The 16,203-nt window shown below is 55.1% G+C and carries 13 protein-coding genes and 1 tRNA gene; 4 read left to right on the forward strand and 10 right to left on the reverse strand.

From position 1 onward, the window contains the following. Positions 1–65 precede the first annotated feature (65 nt). Genes NSU18_RS08705 through NSU18_RS08715 form a run of 3 tightly spaced genes read left to right on the forward strand, consistent with a single transcriptional unit; the run spans position 66 to position 3,019 of the window. On the forward strand, positions 66–1,103 hold the full coding sequence (locus tag NSU18_RS08705; RefSeq protein WP_341148795.1) for a CobW family GTP-binding protein: 1,038 nt from the start codon (positions 66–68) through the stop codon (positions 1,101–1,103). 31 nt (positions 1,104–1,134) lie between these two features. Further along, positions 1,135–2,124 carry a permease gene (locus NSU18_RS08710; protein ID WP_341020417.1) on the forward strand — a complete coding sequence of 330 codons (990 nt, stop codon included), beginning with the start codon at positions 1,135–1,137 and terminating at the stop codon, positions 2,122–2,124. 37 nt (positions 2,125–2,161) lie between these two features. Continuing rightward, the gene (locus tag NSU18_RS08715) at positions 2,162–3,019 is read left to right on the forward strand and encodes a TIGR03943 family putative permease subunit (RefSeq protein ID WP_341148796.1); all 858 of its coding nucleotides are present in this window, start codon (positions 2,162–2,164) and stop codon (positions 3,017–3,019) included. Here the strand turns inward: NSU18_RS08715 and NSU18_RS08720 are convergent, their stop codons facing one another. From NSU18_RS08720 to NSU18_RS08750, 7 genes are all read right to left on the reverse strand, one after another. Next, on the reverse strand, positions 3,020–3,415 hold the full coding sequence (locus NSU18_RS08720; protein WP_341023217.1) for a NusG domain II-containing protein: 396 nt from the start codon (positions 3,413–3,415) through the stop codon (positions 3,020–3,022). A gap of 146 nt (positions 3,416–3,561) precedes the next feature. Continuing rightward, entirely contained in the window at positions 3,562–6,645 is a 3,084-nt protein-coding gene (locus NSU18_RS08725; RefSeq protein ID WP_341148797.1) for a PAS domain S-box protein, read from the reverse strand. A gap of 274 nt (positions 6,646–6,919) precedes the next feature. Beyond that, a complete protein-coding gene (locus tag NSU18_RS08730) occupies positions 6,920–7,552 on the reverse strand; it encodes a hypothetical protein (protein ID WP_341020412.1) in 633 nt (210 codons plus the stop codon). After that, a complete protein-coding gene (locus NSU18_RS08735) occupies positions 7,549–8,778 on the reverse strand; it encodes an ABC transporter permease (protein WP_341148798.1) in 1,230 nt (409 codons plus the stop codon). Before NSU18_RS08735 ends, NSU18_RS08730 begins: the two co-directional genes overlap by 4 nt. Beyond that, positions 8,775–9,650, reverse strand: a complete 876-nt coding sequence (locus NSU18_RS08740) for an ABC transporter ATP-binding protein (protein WP_341020409.1) — start codon at positions 9,648–9,650, stop codon at positions 8,775–8,777. Before NSU18_RS08740 ends, NSU18_RS08735 begins: the two co-directional genes overlap by 4 nt. Before the next feature lie 31 nt (positions 9,651–9,681). Then, a complete protein-coding gene (locus tag NSU18_RS08745) occupies positions 9,682–9,975 on the reverse strand; it encodes a hypothetical protein (protein ID WP_341148799.1) in 294 nt (97 codons plus the stop codon). Next, the gene (locus tag NSU18_RS08750; RefSeq protein WP_341020407.1) at positions 9,938–10,561 is read right to left on the reverse strand and encodes an RNA polymerase sigma factor; all 624 of its coding nucleotides are present in this window, start codon (positions 10,559–10,561) and stop codon (positions 9,938–9,940) included. Before NSU18_RS08750 ends, NSU18_RS08745 begins: the two co-directional genes overlap by 38 nt. Positions 10,562–11,515: 954 nt before the next feature. Here NSU18_RS08750 and NSU18_RS08755 point away from each other — a divergent pair. Further along, entirely contained in the window at positions 11,516–12,709 is a 1,194-nt protein-coding gene (locus tag NSU18_RS08755) for an IS256 family transposase (RefSeq protein WP_341148800.1), read from the forward strand. A 459-nt stretch (positions 12,710–13,168) separates the two neighbouring features. Here the strand turns inward: NSU18_RS08755 and NSU18_RS08760 are convergent. The 3 genes from NSU18_RS08760 to NSU18_RS08770 form a co-directional block, all read right to left on the reverse strand. Next, a tRNA-Leu gene (locus tag NSU18_RS08760) sits at positions 13,169–13,252 on the reverse strand. A 77-nt stretch (positions 13,253–13,329) separates the two neighbouring features. Further along, positions 13,330–14,931 carry a helix-turn-helix domain-containing protein gene (locus NSU18_RS08765; protein WP_341148801.1) on the reverse strand — a complete coding sequence of 534 codons (1,602 nt, stop codon included), beginning with the start codon at positions 14,929–14,931 and terminating at the stop codon, positions 13,330–13,332. A 124-nt stretch (positions 14,932–15,055) separates the two neighbouring features. Then, the gene (locus tag NSU18_RS08770; RefSeq protein ID WP_341148802.1) at positions 15,056–16,066 is read right to left on the reverse strand and encodes an ABC transporter substrate-binding protein; all 1,011 of its coding nucleotides are present in this window, start codon (positions 16,064–16,066) and stop codon (positions 15,056–15,058) included. Positions 16,067–16,203 lie beyond the last annotated feature (137 nt).

Here is a 16,203-nt window from a genome sequence, read left to right on the forward strand (position 1 = left end):
TACAAGCGGAAGCGGCTTGGCCGCCTTCTTATGGGGACGGTACTATTGGAGCGGGAGAGTGAGCCATGAAGATACCTGTGATTATACTGAGCGGATTTCTGGGGAGCGGAAAGACGACCCTGCTGCTGAGTCTGCTGAAGGAGAGCAAGCGGAGAGGGCTGAACCCGGGGGTGATCATGAATGAGCTGGGCGCCAAGGATGTGGACGGCTATATCCTGCAGGAGAGTACCGGCACAAGTGTGGAAAAGCTGCTGGACGGCTGCATCTGCTGCAGCCGCAAGGAGGAGCTGCCGCGCAGCCTGAGCACCCTGCTGGCGCGCCGCCCGGACATCATCTACATCGAACTTACAGGAGTAGCTGACCCGGATGAGATCGCAAAGTCGCTGCTGGCACCGTCGCTGGCAGACCGGCTGCAGCTGCACCACGCCATTACGCTGCTGGATGCCGAGAATGCACTGGAGTATAGCAGCCGCTTCTCGTCCGACAAGCAGCTCGTCCGCACTCTGCGCAAGCAGATCACCACCGCTGATCTCATCATCGTTAACAAAAGCGATCTGGTAGAACCTGAGACTCTGTGGAAGATTGAGAAGATGGTCTCCAAACAAAATTCGGAATCCGAGATTGTCTTCACCCACTACAGCCAGATTAATCTCGCTCCGCTGTTCACAGGCATCGCAGCACGCAGTTTTAAGGGCTCTGCTCCCAGGCGCGGCCCCGGCAATATCAGCGGTGTCACACTCCAGCGGATGAACACGGGCAGTAGCAGCGGCGTCAGCGTGGCGGCAGTGCATGAGCCTGAAACCGGGACGGACGGCTCTTTTTCCCAAGTCGCAGCCGTGACGTTAACCGTTCCTGCGGCATGGGCAGGGAGTCTCCGGAAGGAGGAGCTGGAGCATTTTTTGCGGCAATGGGGCTACAGTCTGCTCCGGGCCAAAGGCCATGTGCGGCTTGCCGGCCGGGATTCCGTACAGCTGGTGCAGCTCGCAGGGAACCGCATCTCCTGGGAGGCTTCAAGCTACCCGGGCCAGCCATATATCGTCTGCATTGGCCTGAATCTGGACGAGAAGGCCATCAGCCGCAGCTGGGCAGCGTTATTCAGCTAAGACCCCTGTGCGGGAAGGAGCCGAAGAAATCATGACCACCCTTAATCCGATTAAAATATTGCCGCTGCTCTTTTCCGCCGCTTTTCTGCTGACAGCGGGCAGCCTGTGGCTGCCTGGACATCTGAGCCTGCTGGACAACGGCTATGTCGACACGTTCAAAACTGCATTCCTCGGCATTCTGCTGGAGGCCTTGCCGTTTGTCCTGCTGGGCGCGCTGCTCTCCTCCCTGCTCCGCGTCTTCGTGCCAGACGAGCTGATCTCACGCTGGATTCCGCGCCGCGCGGTTCCGGCTATTCTCTTCGGCTGCCTGCTCGGAATCCTCTTTCCCGTCTGTGAATGCGGGATGATTCCGCTGGTCCGCCGCCTCATGCATAAGGGGATGCCGCTCTATGTTGCCATCGTCTTCATTCTGTCCGGCCCGATCCTCAATCCGGTCGTCTACGGAGCCACCCTGACGGCCTTCCGCTCCCATCCGGAGCTGGCCTACACCCGGATGGGACTGGCTTTTGCCGTAGCGGCATGTATTGGCCTGATCATCTACGGGACTGTCCGCAGATCGCCGCTGCGCCTGTCCATCCGCCGGGAGGGAAGCGAAGAGCAGCACGGCACACTACGCGGAGGCCGGGCAGCGGCAGTCCTGGTGCATACGTCGGATGAATTCTTTGAGATGGGCAAATTCCTGATCATCGGCTGTCTGCTGACTGCGGGCATCCAGACCTTCATGAATCAGAGCAGCCTGTCCGCCATTGGAGACCGTCCGCTCGGCTCCTACGTGTTCATGATGGGACTAGCCTTCGCACTCTCGCTCTGCTCCACCTCCGACGCCTTCGTTGCTTCCACGTTCCTGCATACCTTCCCGGCAGGAGCCCTGCTCGCCTTCGTGGTGCTGGGACCGATGCTCGATTTCAAGAACGCGCTGATGCTGCTCTCGCTGTTCAAGACCCGATTCGCCCTGTACCTGTTCTTCCTCATTGCCGCGGCCGTATTCACCGGCTCCGTACTCGCTTCCTTCTGGCTGTAGCTTCCGTGAAATCCCGAATAACTGGAGGAGGATCTGCATGAATAGCTCCGCAAGCATCCGGTTTCATTACGTACTTAGGGCGGTTATTCTGCTCGCCTTCGCCCTCTATATCGGACATCTGGTCCAGCAGGACGCCCTCCATTATTATGTTGCGCCCAAGCTGGCCCGCTGGATCAGATTGTGCCCGGTTCCGCTCTCCCTGATGGCGCTCAGTCTCGGGCTCCAAGCTGTGCTGGGCCGAAGCTCCGCCCTCTGCGACTGCGAGCACCGCCTGCCCCGTTCATTCATAGGCAGCTCCGCACTGTACAGCCTGTTCCTGCTCCCGCTGCTGCTCGGCTTCCTGCTGCCCGACCGGGCACTTGGCAGTGCCGCAGCGGCCAAGAAGGGCCTTGCCCTGTCCTACACTGCCGTAGAGTCCGGCACCGGGGCGAGGTTCACTCCGGCCAACCCCTATGAGGCCGAATTCGCAGAGCTGGCCGGCCAGCTCTACAGGCAGCCCGTGATCCCTGTGTTCCCTGAGATTTTCTCGGAAACGCTGGGCGCTCTCAACCTGTACAAATCACAGTTCGAGGGCAAGGAGATCGCCGTATCCGGCTTCCTGTACCGTGAGCCGCAGGGGTCCGGCCAATCCGGCTATGCCGTCAGCCGCTTCCTGGTTCAGTGTTGTACGGCAGATGCCACTCCTTTCGGCATTCTTCTTGCGCCAGGTACACAAATAAGCCTGCCCGCCGATACCTGGATTGAGGTTCGGGGCAAGCTTCATGTGACTCTTCATGAGGGAGTTGAAACTCTGCAGATTGCTCCGCAGAGCATAACCGCAACGGCAGCACCGTCCACACCTTATGTGTACACGAATGCCGATGCCGCAGCGGCATGGAAAGAGCTGCAGCCTTGATTAGATGACCGCGTCCAGCGCATCGTCATCCTCCAGCGAAGATTCCGGATTGGTGATCTCCACCAGGAGACGGGCCGGAATGCAAATAATCTGCTGCTTCGGCCGGGAGATGAATCCCATATCCAGCGCAATGGTCAGCGGAGCATCGGAATAGGTCATTTGAATACCATAGTCGTATACCTTCAGCGTGTTATGACCATACCTGGTGCGGATATCAATAATCTGCTCTTCTTTGGTTAGCTGCACAGTCTTGTAGGCTTTGCCATTCACTGTGATTACTGCCTCCAACTCCCCTTGCTTATACGGATGACTGTGGTTAGAGAACCACTTGAAGCCGTAGATGGAACCGGCGGCCAGCAACACAATAAGAATCAGCAGGAAATCTCCGCGCTTCATGATTTTCACTCGGTTGACCCTTTCGATTACCATTATATATTCGTAATAATTACGATTTATATAATAGTAAAGCAGACAAAGGATAGCTGTCAATATGAATAGCGCTTCCCTGGTCCGGCAGTCCTCCAGCCTAATCCATGACAAGATTATCTGCGGATGCTGCCCGACCATTCCCTCAGGACTCTGTCGAGCTCTTCTCCACGGATCGGCTTGGGAATAAAGTCCTGCATTCCTGCCCGGAGGCACATCTCTTCATCTTCCTTACGGGCAAAGGCCGTGGCGGCAATAATCACCGGGGACAGCCCCATCGCTTCGCGGATCTGCCGGGTCGCCTCAATTCCGTCCATGCCCGGCATCTGAATATCCATGAACACCAGATCATAATGCCGGGAACGTACAGCTTCTACCGCCTGCTCCCCGTTCACTGCCAGGTCTGAGGAGTAGCCGCGCTTTTTGAGAAAAGTCTGCAGGATCTGCTGATTCACCTGATGATCCTCTGCGACAAGGATTGACAACGGGCCGTATTGACCCTCGGGATGATCCAGATTGAAGATCCCGCCCTTATACTCCTGAGTGGCAGCAACTCCTGCCAATGGCGCCTCGCCCGGCTCCTCCACCGAATACATCACGCCGATGGTGAAGTAGAACTCCGAGCCTTCCCCTTCGACGCTGTTCACACCGATAGCTCCATCCAGCAGCTCGACCAGCTTCTTGCTGATCGCCAGCCCCAGTCCCGTCCCGCCGTACTTACGGTTGATCGAAGGGTCGAGCTGGGAAAAGGACTGGAATAACAGGTTCTGGCTGCCCTGCGGAATGCCAATACCGGTATCGGTTACCGAGAACCTCAGAATCAGCGAGCCCGGCTCCCCGGCAGCCTCCAGCTTCACTGAGACGCCGACCTCGCCTTCTTCCGTGAACTTGACCGCATTGCCGACGAGGTTCACCAGCACCTGCCTCAGCCTGGTTTCGTCGGTGATGACAACTGCCGGGATATCAGGATCAATATGGCTGCGCAGAATCAGCCCTTTCTCCTGGATACGGGGATAGAATAGCTCACAGACGTTCTGAACAACCTGCCGGATATCGACCGGCTGGAGATCCAGCGTCATCATGCCGGATTCAATTTTACTGAAATCCAGCACCTCGTTAAGAATATGCACGAGCGCAGCGCCGCTTTTATTGATAATCTGGGTGTAATACTGCTGTTCCTCCGTAAGCTCTGTTCCCGACAGGAGATCGGCCATCCCGATAATTCCATTCATCGGCGTACGCAGCTCGTGGCTCATAATCGCCAGGAACTCCGACTTGGCCCGGTCAGCCTTCTCCGCAGATTCCTTGGCACGCTCCACAGCCTTCTCCTCGGTGATATCCCTGAAGACCACCACCGCCCCCTTATGCTCACCGTTATCATATAATGCCGTCATCCGGTATTTGACCAGGAAGCTGGAGCCGTCCTGACGCCAGAAAATCCCTTCCTGCTCCTGCTCATAAGAGAGCCTCGTCTTGAGCAACTCCGCCAGCGTCCGGTGTCCCCCGGGATACAGCTCACCGTCCATCCAGGTCTGCGCGATCGTATGCAGCTTGATATTGCCGGCCAGCTCCCCCGGATTATACCCGAGCATGACAGAGGCAGCGGGATTGATAAATACGGTCTCCCCCTCCAGATTCATGCCAAAAATCCCCTCAGACACAGAGTTCAGGATCAGCGCATGCTCATAGCTAAGCTTCTCAATCTGCTCCAAATACCGCTTAGGCTCTGTAATATCACTGGTAATGGCAAATACGCCGACCACCTCATGATCAATCAGCATAGGGACATAAATCATCCCCACCTCCACCCGCTCTCCGTCGTGACGGATCACCCGGGTATCGAAGGTCTGGGCCCTGCCTCCGGCTGCCGCCAGAAACCGCATATTCACATGCTCCAGCTCATCCTCTTCAATAATCTCACTGTAACTGGAATGCATCAGGGTCTCTCTGCTGTATCCGGTCAGCTGCTCCAGACTGGCATTCATTGACTGAATGTATCCCTGGAGATCCATGGCACTGATGGCAGACGGATTGTATTCGAAAAGCGACTTGTAGCGGTTCTCGCTCTCACGCAGCTGCTCCTCCATCCGCTCGCGCTCAGTCACATCCTGCACCATACCGCGGATCTGTTGAACCTTGCCGGAGGCGTCCAGAATCACTTCCCAGTGTGCGTAGAGAGACTTACGATCCTCACTGCCCTTTACTCTGAAAATTGCCTCGCCCTTAGCCCCGGACTTCAGCGTATAATGCAGCTCTTCGCGCAATCTGTCCAGGTCCTCCGGCACTACACAGTCAAGCAACTGAGTATAATGGACCACGGTATGATTTCCGCAATTCCCGCCTAATTCAAAGATAGCCATCAGCTGGCCGGAGACGATCAGCTGCTCATATACGGAATTCCACTCCCAGGAGCCCATTTGTCCAAGCTCCTGCGCGGCAGCCAGCATATCTTCAACCTTCTTCCGCTCGGTAATGTCACGGGCAATCGTCAGGATCTGCCGTACTTCACCTTCACGGTTCCGCACCACCTGAAAGGAGCTTTGGGTCCAAAGATAATGGCCGTCCTTATGCCTGACTCTGCGTGTGAAGGTATCATTGTCAGAGTAGAGCTTACCCGGTCCGGCCATTTCCAGCGCATCCGCTTCATGGTAAAAATCCGTTTTGTTGCGGCCGATCATGTCGCTGGGCGGATAACCCAGCAGCGCTTCGACCGACGGGGAGACGTAGCGCAGCGTCCCGTCGGGACCGGCGAATGAAATCATATCCGGGGTGTGTTCCGTAACCAGCTCGTAGAGCTGGTGGTCCTCCTCTATCTTCTTCTCCGCCAGCTTACGCGCGGTGATATCAGTCATCTCTGCAACCAGATGGGAGGGACTTCCGCTCTGTTCATCAATGATCAGAAAAAGATGCAGGGCAACCCAGAGCATCTCACCATTCTTATGTACGAACCGCTTTTCGGTATCTACAGCCATATCGGGTCTGCTTATTAAGTCATTCATAATCTGCCCGTGATCCAGGGTATCCCCTTCACCCGGATAGACGATATCCTGGTAACGCAGCTCCTTGAGTTCGGTCTCGGTGTATCCAAACATCCCGCAAAGCGCAGGGTTGGCCATGAGCATAGTTCCATCCGTAATGGATACTGCCGCATATCCTATTGAGGACCGCATGTACAAGTGCTTAAATAGTGTGTCGGACAAAGCTGGAGCCTCCTCTGAGAAAATGGGGGACATAATTTAGTAACATTATACCTTTTTTTCGGAATTTATGCTCCAGACCTAAAGTCCCGCTAATGAAGATACTCCGGGCAAGCTTGCCGCTGGAAACGGTGCATATTCACACACAAAAACCCCACAAAGTGGGGCTTTAGCGCAGGTGATGACTCAGGTGCTTTGAGGGGACCCCAAAACATATACATTCTTATATTTTCAAAAAACCGCCCTGGTCACTTGCATGACATCAAGGCGGTACAGGTTAGTCCAGTCTCCTGCGCGGCAGCCAGAAGGCACAGAAGAGTACCAGTGTCAGCGATAGACCGGCAAGCAGCCACTTGCCGTTATCCCCTGGCTCCTTAAGCTGGCCGAACAGGTAAAAGGGCCCAGTCAGTTTGCCTTTAGTGGTGAAATCCAGCAGATACCAGGAGAATCCGGCAATATATCCAGCTGAGAGGTTACCGGCCAGAAGAGTGGCCGTCAGACCGGCTGACCCCATCACAATGGCGGTGATTGCCGTCCCTCCCACCATCGGCCATAACTCAAAATCCGCGCCGTGTCCATGTATCCAGGTGAACAAAGCAGCAACAGCAAGGAAGATATAGAGAGCGGTAAGCAGCCAGCGGAACAGAAATAACGGAAGATGACGCACCCGTTTGGCATAAAGCACCTCCTGGATACCGCCATCCTCCAGCAGACCCAGATGCGGATAGACTATCAGTCCCAGCAGGCTGACGAGGAATTCTCCCAGCTTCGCAGCCTGGAGCCTGTCCATTAATACAGGGTCTATGAATACCGGTACGGCTGCCAAAAGTACCGCTGACAACAACCAGGAATAATGCACTGTCAGCTTGAGGTTGTAACGGGCGAGCGGCGCGATGATCTGCCGGCTCATCTCAGTGCTCCGGATGCGGGCGCCGCCGGAGTCCGCTTCGTCTTTCTCCTGCCAAGTGACTGGGCAGAATCCAGACGGCTGCGGTTTCGCTCCCAGAGCCAGGCTGCCCCCGCGGTCAGAAGAATGGCCAGCAGCAGGTAGAAGCTGCGGTTAAGGGCAATCTCATCTGCCCAGCCGCGGTACAGGTTATAGTCATTAGGTGAATTAAAGCGGATGAACAGCCGATTCAGCCCATAGGAGCCCATGAGCGGCAGTACGGATACGAACCACCAGATGATCTGCAAGGCGATAGGCACAATGCCCCGGCGGAACAGCATGGAGCCGAACATCCCGAAGGCTACCGAGATCCATAGGGTGGGCAGCAGCCACCAGGCCGTATAGCTGAGAAAGGTCCTTATGGCCTGCCCCGTCTGAGCTGTAAGTCCAAGCGTATCCACCGTCTGCCAGCCCCCGATGACAGCCAGAATGAGGTAGACCAGAGAGAGCATAATCCCTTGGGCGATAAACTTGGACCCGACATACACCCACGGGGAGACCCTGCGGCTGTAGATCAGTTCATTCATCCGGCTGGAGCGGTCCCGCAGCAGCAGGAAGGCGGACAGAAAGACTGGGAAGATCCCTGCGGGCAACGACAGATAATCACTGAAATAGCGGGCGGCTCCGGGAAGCAGCTCTCCACCGTCTACCTTAGCATTGTACTCCGCAAGCTGCGCTTCCTGCGCCTTCATTGCTTCGTCTATAGACGTTGTAGCATAACCGTAGTTACTCAACCCTTGCTGATACATACTGCTTCCGCCCAATTCGCTGTTCAATGCCTCAGCGATCTGGTACACCTCATCCATGGTATATTGGCCGGGGTCCTTCAGGACTTTATCCAGCTGCGAGATGGCAGCAGTTAAGGCGGCCTTCTCTCCGGCATCCAGCCCTATCTCCATCGGGAATCCCAGCCTCAGCTTCTCACCCGCTCCATCATTCAGATCCCACTGCATATGAATCTTCATCTGTTCAGCCAAGCTGCGGGTATCCCACGGAACCGCCCAGCCGTAATAAGGCTGTTCCGCAGTCCCCATATTCTGCGGCGTACTTATTACAGGAGGACCGAGTTCTCCCCAAGTCTCCTCCGTAGCATAAGAAGTGAAATAGAAGAATACGCTGGCAATTACAAACAGATAGAACACCAGACTGCGCAGCGTCATGCGCATCTCCTTGCCGATCAATGCCATCATACGCAGGATTCCTCCCTGCGCATCAGGTGCAGGTACGCATCTTCAATCGATGGCGCGGCTTGCTGTGCCCCTGCGTACGGCTGCTCCTCCGCCAGTACCCGGACCCGCATGCCTGCACCCTCCGGCACGGCAGACAGTACCGGGAAGCGGTCGCGGTCCCGCTCCCACTGCGCCCGGTCCAGCTCAGCGATCCAGACACGTCCGGCCGCAGCGGCGGTAAGATCGCCTATTCTGCCGTGATACCGCAGACTCCCCTTCTGCAGTACAGTCATTTGCTCGCAGGTGGACTCCACATCTTCAACGACATGCGTGGACAGGAGGACAATCCGCCCTTCCGCGAACCGTCCCAGCAGCCGCCGGAAGCGGATGCGCTCCTCAGGGTCCAGCCCCGCTGTCGGCTCATCGACAATCAGCAGCTTCGGCTCATGCACCATGGCCTGGGCCACGCCCAGCCGCCGCTTCATGCCGCCGGACAGCGCCTTGACCTTGGTCCGGCGCTGCTCCGTAAGGTTCACTTGCTCCAGCAGATCATCTATTCTCCGCTTCCGCCCGGAACGGCCGCCTATCCCGGACAGCAGCGCAAGATAATCCATAGCCTCATAGACGGTCATTCCGGGATAGAAGGCGAACTCCTGCGGCAGATAACCGACCAGCTCGCGTACCCGGGCTTTATCCTGCAAGGGAACCCCGCCTATCTCTACTGTTCCTGAACTGGGCGTCAGCAGAGTGGCTAGCAGCCGCATCAGCGTAGTTTTGCCTGCCCCGTTCGGCCCCAGCAGGCCGTGAATGCCCTCGCCTACCCGAAAGCTGATATCCTGCAGGGCTGCCTTGCTTCCGTAAGTCTTGGTCAAATGATTAATGATTAGCTCCATTTCATCTCTCTCCCTTTCCTGCAACTCCCGTTCAACTGTCGTTCTCCAGACTCCACAGCAATTCCAGCTTTTCGATCAACAGACCTGCTGTAATCAGAAGGAGCGACAGCTCAACACACAGCCACTGATCCACCTTACCGATCCAAATCATTAGGGCGAATACAGCTGTAACGATTGTGATGCCTGAGACTGTAAGAATTTGGCGTCTGGCCAGCACCTTGCGGTTATGCAGTACTCTCTGTGCTTCACGCTTGTCGTATTCCAGCAGACGGGCCTTGCGGTAGACCTCATCCAGAAATAGCCGCTCCTGTTCCGTTGACTTCACAATCCCACTCCTCCTTCTCATAGATCTGCCTCAGCTTCTTGCGTGCCCGGTGCAGCAGGACCTTGAAGCTCACTTGATTCCGGCCCATCACTGCGGCCGCCTGTTCATAAGACATCTGTCCCACATCCACCAGATACACTGCCTGCCCGTAGTCCGGCTTCATCTGATGCAATCTTCTGCGCCATTCCACATCCTCTTCCCGGATGATGGCCAGCCGTTCAGGATTCCCCTCATCCGGGTTATGTACGCTGCTGCTCTCCGCCGTATACGGCAAGCTCTGCTGCCTTGCACGCTTACGGACCGAGTCTATGCTCTTGTTGCGGAGAATGGTGAACAGATAGGTTTTGAAGGATGCCCGGTAATCATATTTCTCCGGGTACACCAGCAGATAGGCGAAGCAGTCCTGCGCCAGATCCTCGGCGGTATGATAATCTCCGGTCAAGTGGTAGGCAAACCGCACAGCAGGCTCCCGGTATTGCCGGACCAGCCATTCAAACGCCTCCAGGCTCCCTTCCGTGAACCTGATTAGCACCGCTTCTTCATCCAGCTGAGAAGCCGCCGCCTCACCCGCCGTCACCTGGTCCACTGCCCCAAGGCCTTCTCCTCGCTCACTTTCGCTCCCGTTCGTCTCACACGCCTCCTCTCCTGCCCAGCCGTCTACTGCTTATTCGTTCAAGTAAGGCAAAAGGTTACAGTTTGTTCGTGAAAAAATAAAAATCACCCCAACGGGTGAATGATGCTGGTACCTTCTGCCACTTGTAGGCAGACTTTACGTGCCTCCATCCACTCTGCTTTCTGGCGGCATATAGCATGAAACATGAGCAGCATGGATATCCATACAATTGGCCCATGTGCCATTGCACACTCACCATGTATGCTGTTTTTGACATACATTCCCTCGCGCACCTGCATGTGAGCACAATGTAGGCTGTTTTTGACATACATTCCGTCCGCGCACCTGCATGTGAGCACAATGTATGCTGTTTTTGACATACATTCCTTCCGCGCACCTACATGTGAGCACAATGTATGCTATTTTTGACATACATTCCGTCCACGCACCTGCGTGCGATCACAATGTAGGCTGTTTTTGACATACATTCCGTCCGCGCACCTGCTTGTGAGCACAATGTATGCTGTTTTTGACATACATTCCTTCCGCGCGCCTGCGTGCGAGCACAATGTATGCTGTTTTTGACATACATTCCGTCCACGCACCTGCGTGCGATCCCAATGTATGCTGTTTTTGGCATACATTCCGTCCACGCACCTGCGTGCGAGCCCAATGTATGCTGTTTTTGGCATACATTCGGGCCACGCGCCTGCGTGCGAGCCCAATGTATGCTGTTTTTGGCATACATTCCGTCCACGCACCTGCGTGCGAGCCCAATGTATGCTGTTTTTGGCATACATTTCGTCCACGTGCCTGCGTGCGAGGATGGCGTAAAGTAAGTTGTGTACCAAGATTTGGAGTCTAGTCAGACACCAAAAAAGTAGGGTATCCTCGGGATTGCGAAACCACCAAGGAGGAACCCTACCAATGAATATTTTACCCGAAAGTTCTCTGAATAATCTATTTGAAAAACTTGTTAAAGATTTTGTGAAAGACAACATGGAACGCCTGTTGCGCGCCGAAATCCAGGGGTTTATGGACAGTGAAGAAGCGGGTGCCAGTAATAGTCGTAACGGCTATTATACGCGAGACTTACACACGAAATACGGCCATATCGAGGATCTTCAGGTGCCCCGGGACCGCCAAAGCCTTTTCCAAACGCAGATGTTTGAGCCGTATCAGCGGCGGGACGGATGGTTAGAAGAGGCTGTCATCCAAATGTATAAATCGGGCATGGGCACGCGGGATGTGGCCCGGTTCATTGAAAGTATGTTTGGCAGCCACTACTCCCCCACCACGGTCAGCAATATTACGGCTACGGTGCTGGACGATATCCACCAGTGGCAGAAACGGCCCCTGAGCAAACGGTACTCCGTGATCTACTTGGATGGGCTGTACGTGAAGCTGAAACGGGGCACGGTCCGTGGCGAAGTGGTCTACTTTGCGATGGGGATTGACGAGGAGGGACAGCGTCAAATTCTCGGGTTTTACGTGGGCGGCCAAGAGAGTTCGAATGGCTGGCGGGAGGTACTCAAAGACCTGTACGACCGCGGAGCGCAGGAAGTCCTGCTGGGTGTGTTTGACGGACTACCGGGGCTGGATGCGGCGTTTAAAGAGACCTATCCTCAGGCAGATGTACAGCATTGCGTAGTGCACAAAGTGCGGGCCACGTTCCCTAAAATCCGGATGGAGCACAAAACTGATGTCCTTGAAGCGTTGAAAACCGTATATACCGCACCGGATGAAGTGGTAGCCCGGGCTAACTTTGATACGGTCAAAGCGAAGTGGAACAAGCTATATCCGAAGGAAATGAGGTCCTGGGAGGAACAGTTATCCACACTCCTGACGTTCTACAAGTATCCGGAATCGATCCGTAAAGCGATCTACACGTCGAACCCCATCGAACGGATGAACAAGGAAATCCGCAAGCGTCTGAAACCGATGAACAGTCTGACGAACATGGATGCGGCAGAGAAAATCGTGTACCTGGAGATGCTGGAATACAATGAACGTCATGCAGGGCGGGTCGCCCAAGGCTTTGGCATGGATGCCGTTAAAAAGAAGCTAAAAGAGCTATTCGAAACACGCTATCCCTCTTTGCCCACACCGGAAGAGACATAGCAGAGAAATCCAGTTTCTGGGGGTCGGGGTTCCCCCTCCCCCCAGAAACACTACACCCCAACCCGTAACCCCGGGGAGGTACTTCTACTCTCTTACACAAACTTCTTGACGCTACCCGTGCGAGCCCAATGTATGCTGTTTTTGGCATACATTCCGTCCACGCACCTGCATGTGAGCACAATGTATGCTGTTTTTGACATACATTCCTTCCGCGCACCTACATGTGAGCACAATGTATGCTGTTTTTGACATACATTCGGGCCACGCGCCTGCGTGCGAGCACAATGTATGCTGTTTTTGACATACATTCGGGCCACACGCCTACATGTGAGCACTCTTACGCCACACCTGTTTCGGCATTCCTTTGTAACGCTTCCGGGAAATAAGTCTCTTTCCCGTGTACTGGAGTAGAGACACAAAAAATAACCCTTCCAAAGAAGGGCTATTGAGTAATGCGGATGCGGTCAAGAGGACTCGAACCTCCACGATATTGCTATCACTGGCACCTGAAGCCAGCGCGTCTGCCAATTCCGCCATGACCGCATATTATGTAATTCAGTGATTCAATCACCGTAATTAAGAATATACTCTCTTTGACGGGGAATTGCAAGCTTTAATTTTCAAGCCAATACCTTCAGCACATCCGCAATCTTCCGCTGATGCGACAGGACTCCGTAATTCATCCAGGCCATGAAATCCACCTCGTACACACAACGGTTGCGAACCGCAGGCAGGCTTCTCCACAGCGGGGTATCCAGCAGCTCCCTCCCCTCCCCTTCCTGAAGGTCAAACGCAATGAACAAATGATCTGCGGTCAAGCCGGACAGCTCTTCACTGCTGAGAAGTACACGCTTCTGCCCGCGGGTAAGCTGCTGGACCAGGGGATGCCGACCCAGCTCCAGATCTTCATACAGGACACCCGCTGCATAGCCCAGATGTTCGCAACCATACAGGGTAACCCCACAGGCGGAAATCCGCAGCAGAGCTACTGTCTGCCCCCGGACGCTGCGGCTGAGCAGCCGCTTGGCCTGACGGGCCTGTTGTTCATATTCGCTGATTACCTCCTGCACCTGTCCCGTTCTCCCAAAGACGGCCGCAGCGCTGCGGAGCGTGGCACGCCAATCCTCCTGATAGAACGGGAGCCGGAACAACGGTGCGACCCGGCTGCATTCTCCCAGCTGCCAGCGCCGGAAGCCGTCATCCAGCATAATCAGCTCAGGCGAGTAACGGCTGAGACCGTGCCAGTCTCCGCTTGAGATATCGAACGCCGGAACCTCATTCAACCCAAGGTATTCCTGCTTGCCCCACTGGGCATGGCAATACTGTACGACCGGAGTGATGCCCAGCGCCAGCAGATAATCCTCCAGAAAAGGGGCAAATACCCGGACTCCCTCCTGATGGAGGCTTCTGTATTGTCCGGGAGTCACCCCTACCGTTCTTTTGAAGCGCCGGTTGAAATAATACTCATTGCTGTAGCCCGCAGCCAGGGCAACCTCATGCAGCCGGTCCCGGGTCAGCAGAAGCTGCTGCTGTGCCCGTTCAATACGCAGCCCGTTCAGGTGTTCCAGGGGCATCCGTCCGGTAATCTCTTTGAAGATCTGCGTATAACGCGCACGCCCGATCCCGGCAATCTCAGCCAGCTGATCGACCGATAACGGTTCACTGCAATGCTCTTCCATATAGCGGATCGAGGCTTCCACGGCCTCACGGTCATCCTTAGCCCTCAGTACCGGAGTATTCGCCCGCATAATCAACAGCAGCAGCTCCTGGAACCGGGTCTGAGCCGTGAACCATTCGATATCCTCCGGACGCCGGAAGCTATAATAGATGGAATCCAGCAGCAGAGCACACTGTGAGAACGGGCGGCAGTCCAGATATCCGGGGCGGAGCATATTTTTTTCATGTTCCTTGTCCCCTGTACCAAGCCTGCCGTGCCCTGCAGGAATCAGCCTGAACTCCATCCGGTACCAGCTGATCCCCTGCTCGCCGGCCTGAATCCGGTTCAGTGATCCGGCTTCGATCAGGAACCCGGCCCCTTTTTCCAAAGAAAATCTTCTGTCCCCTGCCTGCAGCCAACCCTGCCCTTCGGACACAATGATTAAGGTATGCTCCTGATACACTTCGAGCTGATCCTTCCCCATCGGAGAGCGTGTAACCACTTCTATATTCAACAGGCTGTGGAGCAGCCTTCTCGTGGTGTGTTCCTGCAACTGTTCCGCCATACTGCTGCCCCTCCTAACTGAGAATCATTATCATAGACTCAAGTGTAAAACAAAAAAGAAGATCTATCAACCTTGCGGATAGACCTTCTTGTGGCTTATTGACCAACTATCACTTCACGCCGGATTACTTCACCATCGCCTTAAGCAGATCCTCAAGCTTCATCTGGTTGGCGGTAATCCCCCCGGATTGCCAGTGGGAACGCTCCATCCGGTAGATATTACCGTTCTTGACCGCAGGAAGGTTCTTCCAGAGTGGCCCGTCCAGCAGCTTGATGGATTCCTGGTTGACCGCGCTGTCCCAACCGCCATTGTCAGGGAAGATAATGATATGGTCCGCCTCAAGCTGCGGGATCACTTCTTCGGAGATGATCGCCTGATAGTCCGTCATCTCAGCAGCCATAGGGACAGGTGTCAGGCCGAATTGATCATAGATCATGCCGGTATAGCGGTTTTTGACTCCAAAAAGTGCAAAGGTCTTGTCCGCAACATTCAGCCGGATCACCGCCACCTTCTCCTGGCTCAGCGCCTGCTGCAGCGCAGCTTTGCCGTCCGCCACCTTCTTGTCGTAGTCCGCCAGCACAGTCTTCGCCTTATCCGGGATGCCCAGCGCCTCTGCAACAGCTGTCAGGATCAATCTCGAATCCTGAAGCACAGCCTCCGGCAGGCGGTAAGTGGGCGCAACCTTGGAATATTGCTCGTACCTCGCTTCATCCGCTCCGCCGTCGGCGATGATCAGATCCGGGTTTTTCTCAAGCAGGGCTTCAATACTCCCCGCAATATCGTATTCCGGCACATCCAGCTTCAGATAATCCTGCTTGCCCCAGCTGGGATGATACCATTGCACCACCGGGGTAACGCCGAGCGCCTTCAGATAATCCTCCACATAGATTCCCGCTACCCGTTTAGGGTTCGCCGGAATCTCTACCTCCCCGAATTCTCCGCTTACTGTCCGTGTTGCCCCTTCTGAAGCTGCCGCTCCGCCAGTCTCCGCAGGTGCTGCGCTGGCAGCTGCCGCATTCCCTGCCTGGACCTCCTTGCTGTCCGCAGCCTTATTATTCGTACCGCAAGCTGCGATAGCGGACATTGCCAGGATAAGTACAGCGGTCCAAATGAATTTTCGGCACCAATTCTTCATATCTCTCTTCACTCCTGTGTCTAATTTCACTGATAATCATTCTCAGATGATCTTAAACACAATAGTAGCACGCCATAAGCAGCTTACAATGCACTTTCTCAGCGAAAATCTTATACAAACGTTTTGACCCCGCCAAG

Source organism: Paenibacillus sp. FSL H8-0048 (assembly GCF_038002825.1).
Classification (GTDB): Bacteria; Bacillota; Bacilli; order Paenibacillales; family Paenibacillaceae; genus Paenibacillus_AQ.

Bases quoted from the DNA above. Each gene is read 5' to 3' on its own strand.
- NSU18_RS08705 (WP_341148795.1), top strand. From the start codon at position 66: ATGAAGATACCTGTGATTATACTGAGCGGATTTCTGGGGAGCGGAAAG.
- NSU18_RS08710 (WP_341020417.1), top strand. From the start codon at position 1,135: ATGACCACCCTTAATCCGATTAAAATATTGCCGCTGCTCTTTTCCGCC.
- NSU18_RS08715 (WP_341148796.1), top strand. From the start codon at position 2,162: ATGAATAGCTCCGCAAGCATCCGGTTTCATTACGTACTTAGGGCGGTT.
- NSU18_RS08720 (WP_341023217.1), bottom strand. From the start codon at position 3,415: ATGAAGCGCGGAGATTTCCTGCTGATTCTTATTGTGTTGCTGGCCGCC.
- NSU18_RS08730 (WP_341020412.1), bottom strand. From the start codon at position 7,552: ATGAGCCGGCAGATCATCGCGCCGCTCGCCCGTTACAACCTCAAGCTG.
- NSU18_RS08735 (WP_341148798.1), bottom strand. From the start codon at position 8,778: ATGATGGCATTGATCGGCAAGGAGATGCGCATGACGCTGCGCAGTCTG.
- NSU18_RS08740 (WP_341020409.1), bottom strand. From the start codon at position 9,650: ATGGAGCTAATCATTAATCATTTGACCAAGACTTACGGAAGCAAGGCA.
- NSU18_RS08755 (WP_341148800.1), top strand. From the start codon at position 11,516: ATGAATATTTTACCCGAAAGTTCTCTGAATAATCTATTTGAAAAACTT.
- NSU18_RS08765 (WP_341148801.1), bottom strand. From the start codon at position 14,931: ATGGCGGAACAGTTGCAGGAACACACCACGAGAAGGCTGCTCCACAGC.
- NSU18_RS08770 (WP_341148802.1), bottom strand. From the start codon at position 16,066: ATGAAGAATTGGTGCCGAAAATTCATTTGGACCGCTGTACTTATCCTG.